At 47.8% G+C, this 11,214-nt stretch carries 10 protein-coding genes and 1 tRNA gene; 10 read left to right on the plus strand and 1 reads right to left on the minus strand.

Going from position 1 to position 11,214, the window contains the following annotated elements; genetic code table 11:
- Positions 1 to 481 (minus strand): hypothetical protein (locus NFR55_RS05725; protein WP_251547207.1); only part of this gene is annotated, 481 nt, incomplete at its 3' end.
- Between the two features lie 106 nt (positions 482 to 587).
- On the opposite strand from NFR55_RS05725, the gene NFR55_RS05730 reads away from it, so the two are divergent.
- From NFR55_RS05730 to NFR55_RS05770, 10 genes are all read left to right on the plus strand, one after another.
- Positions 588 to 788, plus strand: a complete 201-nt coding sequence (locus NFR55_RS05730) for a helix-turn-helix domain-containing protein (protein ID WP_251547209.1) — start codon at positions 588 to 590, stop codon at positions 786 to 788.
- On the plus strand, positions 789 to 1,703 hold the full coding sequence (gene gluQRS / locus NFR55_RS05735) for a tRNA glutamyl-Q(34) synthetase GluQRS (protein WP_251547211.1): 915 nt from the start codon (positions 789 to 791) through the stop codon (positions 1,701 to 1,703).
- 59 nt (positions 1,704 to 1,762) lie between these two features.
- Positions 1,763 to 1,855, plus strand: a tRNA-Ser gene (locus tag NFR55_RS05740).
- A gap of 190 nt (positions 1,856 to 2,045) precedes the next feature.
- Positions 2,046 to 2,762, plus strand: coding sequence for a single-stranded DNA-binding protein (gene ssb, locus NFR55_RS05745; protein WP_251547213.1), 717 nt, complete (start codon positions 2,046 to 2,048; stop codon positions 2,760 to 2,762).
- 6 nt (positions 2,763 to 2,768) lie between these two features.
- Complete coding sequence (locus NFR55_RS05750; RefSeq protein ID WP_251547215.1) at positions 2,769 to 2,957, plus strand: hypothetical protein; 189 nt, start codon at positions 2,769 to 2,771, stop codon at positions 2,955 to 2,957.
- The gene (locus NFR55_RS10510) at positions 2,954 to 3,085 is read left to right on the plus strand and encodes a hypothetical protein (protein ID WP_275556912.1); all 132 of its coding nucleotides are present in this window, start codon (positions 2,954 to 2,956) and stop codon (positions 3,083 to 3,085) included. Before NFR55_RS05750 ends, NFR55_RS10510 begins: the two co-directional genes overlap by 4 nt.
- A 225-nt stretch (positions 3,086 to 3,310) precedes the next feature.
- The gene (locus tag NFR55_RS05755; protein ID WP_251547217.1) at positions 3,311 to 6,706 is read left to right on the plus strand and encodes a phage NrS-1 polymerase family protein; all 3,396 of its coding nucleotides are present in this window, start codon (positions 3,311 to 3,313) and stop codon (positions 6,704 to 6,706) included.
- 330 nt (positions 6,707 to 7,036) lie between these two features.
- On the plus strand, positions 7,037 to 7,483 hold the full coding sequence (locus NFR55_RS05760; RefSeq protein ID WP_251547219.1) for a hypothetical protein: 447 nt from the start codon (positions 7,037 to 7,039) through the stop codon (positions 7,481 to 7,483).
- Positions 7,480 to 8,766 carry a relaxase MobL gene (gene mobL / locus NFR55_RS05765; protein ID WP_251547221.1) on the plus strand — a complete coding sequence of 429 codons (1,287 nt, stop codon included), beginning with the start codon at positions 7,480 to 7,482 and terminating at the stop codon, positions 8,764 to 8,766. Before NFR55_RS05760 ends, mobL begins: the two co-directional genes overlap by 4 nt.
- Positions 8,767 to 8,771: 5 nt before the next feature.
- Positions 8,772 to 11,168, plus strand: a complete 2,397-nt coding sequence (locus NFR55_RS05770; RefSeq protein ID WP_251547223.1) for a type IV secretory system conjugative DNA transfer family protein — start codon at positions 8,772 to 8,774, stop codon at positions 11,166 to 11,168.
- The last annotated feature ends 46 nt before the right edge of the window (positions 11,169 to 11,214 follow it).

An 11,214-nucleotide genomic window follows, 5' to 3' on the forward strand; every position in this document is an offset into this window, starting at 1 on the left:
CTTGGCAACGAGTCGGGAGAGTAGGTAATTGCCGCATTTCATTAAAAAGCACTGTATCGCTACAGTGCTTTTTTGTTTGTGTGTATACCTTTCTTATGCCTGAGATTGCTTCGGAACTAAAGTTCCTCGCAATGACGTGCTCTAAACTTTGTTTTTGCGAGCGGCGCACAAATAATGTCATTGCGAGCGGCGCAGCCGCATGGCAATCTCTTGCATTAAACAAGTACAGTATCTGCACTTTTCTTATGCCTGAGATTGCTTCGGAACTAAAGTTCCTCGCAATGACGTGCTCTAAACTTTGTTTTTGCGAGCGGCACACAAAGAATGTCATTGCGAGCGGCGCAGCCGCGTGGCAATCTCTTGCATTAAACAAGTACAGCATCTGCACCTTTCTTATGCCTGAGATTGCTTCGGAACTAAAGTTCCTCGCAATGACGTGCTCTAAACTTTGTTTTTGCGAGCGGCACACAAAAAATGTCATTGCGAGCGGCGCAGCCGCGTGGCAATCTCCTGCATAAGAAAAAATCGCCTCAAATACTATAGTCGTTAGTCAAGACTTTTAACTACATTTGTAGTAAAATTATCATATGGAAACTTTTATAGAACGCTTGAAAGAATTGAGAATTGAAAAAAAACTTTCGCAAGCACAATTAGCAAAAGAAACCGGACTTACTCAATCTGCTATTGCTACGTGGGAGGTGGGTAAGCGTGTGCCCGGTGCATTAGCCATTATAGCTCTTGCAAAATATTTCAATGTTAGCTCCGATTATTTATTGGGGCTTGAGTAAATGAGCGTTTGCGGACGGTTTGCGCCCACTCCGAGCGGAGAATTGCACGCGGGAAATATCCTTTGCGCACTTTTGGCGTATCTTTCCGCTAAGTCTAAGGGCGGCAAATTCATTGTGCGTATAGAGGACCTCGACGCCGCGCGTTGTCCCGCGTCGTCGGCGCAAAATATGCTCGATATGCTCGGAGCGTTGGGGCTTGAGAGCGACGAGTCGGAGGTGTGGCAAAGTAAACGAACGGACGCTTATCGTGCGGCAGAGGGCATTCTGCGGCGTAAGGCGCGAATATATCCTTGCTTTTGTTCGCGTGCGCAGTTGCTGGCGGCTCAAGCTCCTCGTTTGAGCGACGGCGGGGTGGTATATTCGGGCAGGTGCAAAGATTTGTCCGAAAAAGAAACCGAACTGTTGCTCAAAAAAAAGACTCCGTGCTTGCGCATCGAAGTGCCGAACAGGGTAATTAGTTTTACCGACGGTGCGGCAGGGGAGTATTCCCAAAATTTAGCAACCGAATGCGGCGATTTCATTTTGCGGCGCGGCGACGGCGTGTACGCATATCAGCTTGCGGTTGCGGTAGACGATTGCGAAAGCGGCGTAACTGAGGTTGTGCGGGGAATAGACTTGATTTCGAGTACTCCTCGGCAACTTTGGCTTATGGAGTTGCTCGGTTATTCCGCGCCTAAATATTATCACATACCGCTTGTGTGCGACTTTGAGGGGCGCAAACTCTCCAAGAGCGAGGGCGACGGCGCGACAAAACTTTTTAACAAGTTTCGTACCGAAGAAATACTCGGTGCGCTCGCCCACGCGGCGGGCATTTTGTCCAAAAACCGCCCGTCAAGCTTGCAAGAACTTATCACCATATTCGAGTGGAAAAACGTACGCACAGATAAGATACTTTTGCCGCGTGAATTTTTGTAAATCAAACTCAATTTGCTTGACTGCCGCGGCTATGTTTGGTATAATTTTAGTTACGTTGTGGAGAAGTACCCAAGAGGCTCAAGGGGCTCCCCTGCTAAGGGAGTAGACCGGATAACACTGGTGCGCGGGTTCAAATCCCGCCTTCTCCGCCAACGCTCCAAAGCATGTTGTATACGAACAACGATTTTGGACGTCAACAGATAAATCCCAGATAGAATGCAGGCTATCTGGGTTTTTTCTTTATAAGGAAAATTAGCAGCTCATTGGTAACAGCAATACCAATGGGCTTTTTTCATTTGAGAAAAGCCCCTATGCGAAAATAAACTCATAGGGAGAGCAAATATGAACAACAGTAGCAATGTAGTTATCGTAGGCAAGATAACGAAACCGCTTGAGGTAAAAGAGGTTTCTACAGCCAACGGAAACAAGAAAGTCGGCAATATGACTGTCAGTGCAGTTAAGCAAGTAAAGCAACCCGACGGTGGGGTTCTCATGGTGCCGACGTTCTATGAAGTCAGCACATGGAGTGCAGCGCAGCAAGAAAACTTGTCTAAGCTCAAGAACGGCGAGACGGTACTTGTGCAAGGACAATTAGAGGCGAAAAAGTACGAGCGTAACTCTGATAGCGGTGTGGCTTTGACTATCGCTAATGCCGACGTTCATGCGTTGGGCAGTCAAAACACAAGCGTGCAATCGATTGTCGCGGTAGGCAGAGTTACTCAAGATATTGAACTCGAGGAAACAAAGTCCGGGCATAAAGTAGCGAGAATTCCTCTTGCGCTCAATCACGGCAATGAAAAAACGTCATACGTAGACGTGGAAGTTTGGGACAAGTACGCCGAGTCTATATCGTCGGCTATCGGCAAAGGCAGCTTGCTTACCGTAAAAGGCGAACTCGATTTGAATACTTACCAAAAAAACGACGGGGGTAAATGTGCCAAGCTACGCATAGTAAATGCCGAAATCGGCTTTATGGATAAGTTCGCCAAAGCGGGCAAGGCGGCAACGTCCGAACAAGCTGCCGGAAACGGTAAGACGACCGGCAATGCGGGGCGATAATCGATTATGGACGAAAATTTCAAATCGATTGCAGCCAAGCACGGACTTACACTGGAACGGTTGGATAAGGTGAGCGCGGAGCTGTACAGCATACTTGTTGCATACGAGCCGCGCGAGTTGCAAGCAATGACCGAACTTATACAAAGCGGAATTTCGCCGCGTTCAAATCAACGCGACAAAGGAGCGACGAGATGAAGAACACAAAAAAAGAAAATGAGACCAACCAAACTACTCTTGACGGGCAAATATCGCTCGACGACGTTCTCGGCAACGTTGATGACGGTACGTATGGGAAACCGTCTGATGACTTTGAGGTGCAGTGATGAGGTTCAATCAAAGAAAGCGCAATGGACAGTTTGGCAGAATGTCACTTGTTGAGCTTGGCTTGTTGAGAGTCAATCAAATTGCTTGTAAACCAATGGTATGTGGTAAATGTGGTTATGAATGGATTCCTATTCTAATTACCGGTAAATGCCCTAACTGTGGAAATCAAGAGGGACATACGCCCAAAGCAGAGAGATAGTAGTCTATTTTAGAGAGGTGCAGTAATGAGTGAAATTGAAAAGAAAGACGCCCACGGCAATGTCATATATTCCCGTGATGATGACGGCGAAAATTTCTTTCAGTATGACGAAAACAATAGACAAACGTATTGCTATTATAGTGACGGCAGCGGCAGTTTTAAGGAGTATGACGAACAAGGCAGATTAGCTAAACGAATTAGCTTTGATTTAGCAGTATCCACTTATGACGGAGAGGGTGAATTTTGGGGCAAGGAGTATGACTATGACTCTGACGGGAATTTGCTCGGTGACCGTAATATCGGCGTACAATACAGTTTGTATAATAAAGCACGCATAAATGCCAATAACACAAAGATAAAAACGCAGATAGAACAACTGCAAGAACAAAAGCAACTAAGCAAAGCGCGCCAAGCACTTGTTGACCGTGTTCTTTCTCGTCTTGATGAGGGAGCTATACCATGGGACGACGGTATGCAAGGAGTTCGCGTCAAACCTTTTAACGCCGTTTCCGGCGCCCAATATCGCGGCATGAACGCTCTGAACTTAATGCTTGCGTATAAGTCTGACCCGCGTTGGCTTACGTTTAACCAAGCTACCGACGCCGGCTACAAGGTTAAAAAGGGAGCTAAGGGCGTGCCAATCGAATTGTATAAAATCATTGACCGTCGCACCAAGAAAGAGGCAGACCTTGAGGCAATCCGCGAGGAGATAAAAGACATGACCTTTATGGAGCGGCAAGAGTTTAAGCGTCAAAACCTGCAAACGTTCGCGCGCAGCTACTATGTTTTTAACGCAAGTGACGTCGTGGGCATAGAGCCGTACAAAGCGCCGGAATTGACGCCCGCCGACATTTCCGCACGTAACGAGCTTATCGAACAAGTGATTGCCGGCAGTCAAGCACCGATTTCTTATGACGGAAACGGACGCAATTATTACAGCCCGGCGTCTGATGAGATACACTTGACCGAACGTACAGCGTTCAAATCCGACGAGTTTTTCTATAACACCGCACTACATGAAATGGCACACAGTACCGGGCATAGTTCACGGCTTAATCGAGAGGGCGGTAGGTTCGGTTCTACAGCGTATGCTCGAGAGGAACTCGTTGCGGAAATATCGAGCGTGCTTGTCGCTGCCGAGTTTGGACTTGTCTATTCAGACCGCACTATCGAGAACAGCGCCGAATACGTGCGTTCGTGGGCGCGGCTTATACGTGATAACCCGCAAACACTTATCGACGCGATGTTCGACGCTTCGAGAGCAACTGATTATGTTTGCGATTACGAACGCCAACGCGCACAAACAAAATATGCATTATCACCTATTGTAACAGTTGAAGCTATACAGAATTATGCTGTAGTCGGTCAAGGCGCAATAAAAGATATGGCGGAATATCCCGGTTTCAGTATTTTACATGACAAAGCAAACGACACATGGTATTGCTTGAAAGACTGTTTTCCTCGCGGCGAACAAATAGATGAGTGTTCGTCGAGAAGATTGGCGATTGGAGACAATGCAAGATTAAATGCAATATTAGACAATTACGACGAGCAGTATAGACAAGAGTTTCTCACGCGATTTGAAAGTAAATCAGAAGCCTTGGAGTATTGGGAGCGCAGCAGCAAAATTTATGCTGATATTCGTGAAAAATATGTTGATGTCAATACGGTTAGCAAAGAAAAACAATCTACTTATGATAGCGCCGCAAACAAATCTGCGTTATTCACCGATGAGAAAACACAAAAAGAAAATGCCGCAAGCGGTGCGTGGGTTGCAGAGCGAGACGGTAAGAACGTAGTAATCGGCACATGGGAAACGCATGACATTTCCGAGCAAGAAAAGGCTCCACCCGAGCCGGAGCATAAAAAGCCGCTAATGGTAAACTTTTATGCGGGTCCGGGGAGCGGGAAAACTACTGCTGCGCTTGAATTGACCGCCGCATTAAAAAAAGCGGGCTACAATGTTGAGTACGTAAGCGAATATGCAAAAGAGCTTGTTCTTGAAAATCGTACCAACGAGCTTGACGACCAACGAAAAGTAACTGATGAGCAATATCGACGTTTTGACCGCATACGTAATAGCGCGGAAATTATAGTGACAGACAGCCCGGTTTTGTTGGGTATGGTTTACGGCGACGGTAAAATCGACGACGAGTATAAAAAGCAAATTCGAGCTTATCATGACAGTTTCGATAATTTCAATATGTTAGTTGCTCGACCGGAAAACTCAAAATTTCAAACGGAAGGGCGTGTACATGATGAAAAGCAATCCCTCGAGCTTGATAGCAAAATCAAGGGCATGCTTGATACACAAGGAGTGTTTTACGGTAGTTATAAACGCGACGATATAAGCAAGACGGTAGAGCGAATTGGACAGACGTATGAGCGGCTTTACGGCGAACACCAGAAAGTAAGAACACAAAAAGAAAATGCAAAGCCGCAGACCAAACCGAACGCTTTTAAGACGCAGCTCGAGAATATCCCGGACGCCATGAAAGCGTTGCCGAATTGGGTGGCGTTCCGAACGAGTTGGGTTTTCAACGAGAAAAAGCAAAAGTACGAATTGAAAAAAACACCCCTAACGCCAAACCAACCGCGCGCGGTATCGAGCAGCATGTATCTGAAATGGGCGCATTCCGACAAATCTACAACATGGGCAACGTTCGATAAAGCTGTGGCACTTGCAAAGCGGTACAAACTTGACGGACTTGCTTTTGCTATGAGTGGCAGCGGCATAACGTGTATTGACCTTGACCACCACATAGACGAGAACGGAAAACCAAGCGAGCTTGCGCAGAAGTTTCTAACCGCAGCTCAAGGTACATACGTTGAGCGTAGCGTATCCGGGCATGGATTGCATATCTTTTATGCCGGAAATCGCCCCGACGGATACCGCGCTCGAAACGACAATATCAATCTCGAAACTTATGACAACGTGCGGTTTATGAGCATGACCGGTGATATTTATGGCAATGCACCGAGCGAGCTTGCGCCACCGAGTGCAGCGCTCACCGAACTACTAAAATCCAACCTTAAGCAAGTGAGCCAATACAGCGCACCGAGTGTACCGCTCGGAATGGACGATAACGCTTTGATAGATAAAATCCGCGCAAGCAAAGTGGCTGCCGATTTCGAGGCGCTTTGGAACGGCAATGATATTTGCGGCAATCACTCGGTTAGCGATTTCAAGCTGTGCAATATGATTGCGTTCTTTAGCGGTGGAGACGCAGCTCAAGTAGAGCGAGTCTTTCGGTCAAGTGGTTTATACCGTCCGGAAAAAGGCGACGCATACGTGAAACTAACCGCTCAAAATGCGTGTTCGACTTTACAAAAAAGCATTGACTCAAGAGCTTACATTCCAAAATCCAACGCAAACAAGAACAGCGGCAAGCCGACCGGTACCGGCAATAGCGGGCGGTGACGTAGAACATTCTCTTTTGTGTTCTTACTCGCGCCGCTTGCGGCGCGCATATTCACTAAAATCTGACCTTATAATCCCGCGCGTAGCGCGGGTCGCGCCCCAAATTTCCCACACTGTCCGCTGTTGTGCTTTCTGTTGCTGCAATACCCTTGTTTTCAAACAAGCAGGATAAGGCAAGTGACCCTTTCGCCGCGATTTTACGCCCCTATATACTACGTATATAAATCATGGGTCACAAATCGTTGCTTTATGGGTCATAAAGGGTCACGTTGAAATGCGACAAATCGGACACCGATTTTCGCCTAATTACACGAAAAGGAGCTAACGTACATGGCTAAACCTAAATTCAATCTCAATGCTGCAGATATTACGCTCCGCATACATAATGCGGACACTTTGGCGCTCGTGAATGAGCTTGCCGTCAAGTTAGGAAATCGCAGCGCTGTTTTGAATGAGGCACTCGATATAGGGGTACCCATAATGTACGCACGCATTTTCGGTAAAGCCGGCAATCCCGAGTCGGCACCGGCGCCGGCATATTCTCCGTCCGTTGGGCGGGAGATGAAAGAGTTACGCCGCGTCATAGATGATTTGTTTATTGAAATGGCTATACAAGAAACCATGATAGCGGGCTTGTTTAACGCTACCGTTGCGCAGCTCGACGGTGAGGCGGTAAACGCGGAAACGTTGCGTGACGGTTCGCTTTGCGATTTGCCCGAACTCGTATCCGGACTGAAAGAGGACTTGATAGGTATGACAAAGAGGAGTGACTCATGAACGCAAAAAATGCCGTTGTATTTTCTTGCACGTTCACGCCACCGTCGCCGTCGGGGCAGTGGGGTACTAAGCAAAAAGCGACCTGGGCAAGCAATCGCAGATTTTATTCGTGCAACGCCGCACACAACGAAATAGACGTTACGGAGTATATTGCCGACGGGGAAAAGGTCGAGCGTCCGGACAATGAGCTACTGCAAGAGCAAGCGGCACAAAGGCTCAACATGGATTTGTCGAACCGTCTCCCGAACAAAAACGAGGCGCGCAATATAAGCGAGTACGTTACGAGGTTTAACAGCTTGGGCGCGTTCGGGCTTAACGGCGCCATGACGCAAAGCGAAATTGACGAGTGGCGAGAGGCAGCGCGGAAAACAAAAAGTATCATTTGGCATGGAGTGGTTTCTTTTCCGTCGGAACAATCAAAGCTAATAGGGTATGAGGACGCAGAGCGGCTTATGCGGCAAACGTTCGGCGGGTTCCTTAAGAACGCCGGGTTTGACACTAACAACGTTGCTTTGTTGTGCGCAATGCACTCCAACACCGAAAACAAGCACGTGCATTTCACGTTCTACGAACGCGAGCCGAAATACCGCAACAAAAACGGTGAGGTCGGCTACCGCGCAAAAGGCAAGATAGACAATGCCGTTCTGAATGAGTACCGCATGAGCGCGACAGCTTACCTCGACGAACACAAGCGCGATTTATATAATTATCGCAATGCTGCCGTGAACGGGATACGCGGGCTGAACGTGGTACCGACAGACAGAGACTTGTACGTTTCGTTATGTGAGCTTGCAGACAAACTCCCGAAAAGGGGTAGGCTACAGTACAATAGCGAAAACGTTGCGGAGTATCGCAAAGACATAGACAATGTAGTGCAGCTATTGCTACGTAGAAATACTAACGCAATGCAAGCTCACAAAAAAGCGTTGTCCGAGATAGCGCGGCGCGGAAAAGCGCTTTCCGAAACCGGCACAAAATCCGATTACGTAAAACGCTTGACCGAAGAATATAAATCTCGTCTCGGCAACGTCGTACTCGGTATGGTTAAAAATTTCCGCAACAAACCGAAAGCCGACGTTCGCGGGGAGCCGACAACGTGCAAGCAGCACAAAGCAGCAGCGCGACGTCGCCGCACTCACGGAGCAAAGGTTATACGGAGTGCAATGCAAATGGTGAGTGGCGGCAACAAAAGTATTCAAGCGGATTTCACACGCGAGCTTGCACGTGTAGAACACGAAATCGAGTTCGAGCTGCAGAGTTCGCAAAAGCATAATAGGAGTTGATTTTTTTGGCGAACAAGGGCAGACAATCGAATAAACGCCCCGTCGGCGTGACGATAGCACTATTGGCTGTAGCGGCGGTTTTTATGTGGGTTGCCGTCGCCGTAGTTATCGGCTTGCTGTCTTTCGGTAAATCGTTTGAATTGTTATCGGCGCTCGTTGCCGGGCTTTCCGATTACCGCGTATGGGTTATATTCTTATGCGCGCTCGCGGGCATAGGTATTGTATTTGCCGTGCGCAGTATGCAATCGGGTAAGCGTGTTCTCAAGGTCAACGACATAGAGGACACACATTGGCTCACCAACGCCGAAGTTGTGAAAAGCGATAACATGACGCTGACCTCATATAGTAAGTTGCACGAGGTGAAAGACGGTGTGCCGGTTTATGCGGCTAAGCAAGGCAATGACATAACGGTAGTATTCTCTAAGCCGATACACACGCTTGTTATCGGAACCACCGGCAGCGGTAAGACAAGCGCGTTCGTTGACCCCACCGTGCAAATACTTTGCCGCACCAAGACTAAGCCGGGAATAGTTGTGACCGACCCGAAAGGCGAGCTGTACCGTCATCACGCGGCAACACTCCAAAAGCAAGGGTACACCGTTCTCGTGCTTGACGTTGCCGACCCGTACAGTTCGGCAAGGTGGAACCCGTTTGCGGCGGTCATAGAAAAAACACGGAAAATAAACGAGGTGCAGAACCAACAAATCGGTGAAATGCAAATCGAGCAGCGCAACGGAAAATACGTAGACGCCAACGGAGAGATACACGATACGTTCGAGCTTGCAAATGCCGCTAACGGCAAGCTCGGCAAGTATGTGTTTGAGGGTAAGAGCTACGACTCGTACAGTCAAGCGGACGCGGCGCGCCAAGTTCTGATACAAACGTTAAAAGACGAGATATACATTGATATTCAAGATATTATATACACGATTTGTCCGATTTCGTCACAGACGGAGCCGGTGTGGGAGCAAGGTGCGCGGAATTTCATATTCGCTCTTGCGCTTGCTATGTGGGAAGATTTGCTGATAGGCGGTTGTAACGAAAACGAATTTAATCTGCATACGCTCTATCGCAATATAGCGGATTTTGCCAAAGGCGACTTGTCAACGCTATCCGAGTATCTTGTAGCAGAGCGCGACGATAGTCGAATAGCCGGACTTGCCAATCCGATACTTGCGTCTGAAGATAGGCAGCTCTCAAGCTATCTCTCGCAAGTCAATAACTACATGTTGGGCTTTGCCGATACCGGCATACGACGTCTTACGAGCGGCAACGATATTACGCTCGATACGTTCGACGAGCAGCCGACGGCGCTATTTATCAAAATTCCGGACGAAAAGGAGAACAGACACTTTCTTGCAACGTTGTTTATAACGCAACTTTATAAGGTACTTGTAAACAAAGCGCGTAAGAACTACAAGAACGGCGAGACCAAAGACGAGGAACTTATGCGCAACGTTTACGTGATAATGGACGAGTTCGGCAACCTACCGAAGTTTCCGAGCATTGATAAAATAATTACTGTCGGGCGTTCCCGCAACATTTTCATGGTGCCGATTATTCAAGATTACGGGCAGCTATACAATAAATACGGCAAAGAGCTTGCCGGCATTATTAAGTCGAACTGCAATATCAAAATCTTTATCGGCAGTACCGACCAAAACACGATAAACGAATTTTCCGAGCTGTGCGGCAAGACCAAACAGCGTCGCATAGGATTTGGCGACGGCAGCGGGAATTTTAACGTGAATACAAGCGCAGAGAGCGTACCGCTCATTTATCCGAGCGAACTTGAACACCTAAACGACCCGCCGGTCATGGGCAACGCAATCGTGCTTGTGTTTGGTAAAAATCCAATACGCGCAAAGTATGAACCCGTATTCAAATCGCGCAAGATTTATAGCCCCGTAGAGGGCGAACCGCCTGACTCGCCCGAGGCAGCCGTTTTTAATGAGCAAGCTCACTACTATAACTTTTGCGCTCGCGCCGCATGGATAACCAAGAACAAGGAGTTTATTGCTCGGCAGAACGCACAAGCTCAAAGTTTAATCGAGGAGCTATTGAGCGGCGTTAAGCCGCCGGACGAAAGCGGTGGGCAAGTAGCCGAGACGTATGACCCTTTAGACGCAGCCGAAGAACGACTACTGCCAATGGTTTTGAAAATCAAAGCCAAGGTGCCCGAAATGCTTGGAATAAAGCTCGAGACCGGATTTTTCGAGCATGACGTTGAAAAGATAATCGACGCTTGCGTGGCGATAATGGATTACACCAAAACGCGAGGATTGCGTTGGGTGCATACGGAAAGCGCAAAGCTCAAGAATATGATACGGCAAATAGCGGCAAGGTTGCCGCTCGAAGTCAACGAACAAGGAGATATAGAAAATGAAACGGAAATCGATTAAAGCACAATTATTAAAAGCTGTACTAATACTTGCGACAATAGGAATA

The sequence above is a fragment of the Pumilibacter intestinalis genome (assembly GCF_943193005.1).
Classification (GTDB): domain Bacteria; phylum Bacillota; class Clostridia; order Christensenellales; family Pumilibacteraceae; genus Pumilibacter; species Pumilibacter intestinalis.

Excerpts from the sequence above, each read along its gene's own strand:
- NFR55_RS05730 (WP_251547209.1), top strand. The coding sequence starts at position 588 with ATGGAAACTTTTATAGAACGCTTGAAAGAATTGAGAATTGAAAAAAAA.
- gluQRS (WP_251547211.1), top strand. The coding sequence starts at position 789 with ATGAGCGTTTGCGGACGGTTTGCGCCCACTCCGAGCGGAGAATTGCAC.
- ssb (WP_251547213.1), top strand. The coding sequence starts at position 2,046 with ATGAACAACAGTAGCAATGTAGTTATCGTAGGCAAGATAACGAAACCG.
- NFR55_RS05750 (WP_251547215.1), top strand. The coding sequence starts at position 2,769 with ATGGACGAAAATTTCAAATCGATTGCAGCCAAGCACGGACTTACACTG.
- NFR55_RS10510 (WP_275556912.1), top strand. The coding sequence starts at position 2,954 with ATGAAGAACACAAAAAAAGAAAATGAGACCAACCAAACTACTCTTGAC.
- NFR55_RS05755 (WP_251547217.1), top strand. The coding sequence starts at position 3,311 with ATGAGTGAAATTGAAAAGAAAGACGCCCACGGCAATGTCATATATTCC.
- NFR55_RS05760 (WP_251547219.1), top strand. The coding sequence starts at position 7,037 with ATGGCTAAACCTAAATTCAATCTCAATGCTGCAGATATTACGCTCCGC.
- mobL (WP_251547221.1), top strand. The coding sequence starts at position 7,480 with ATGAACGCAAAAAATGCCGTTGTATTTTCTTGCACGTTCACGCCACCG.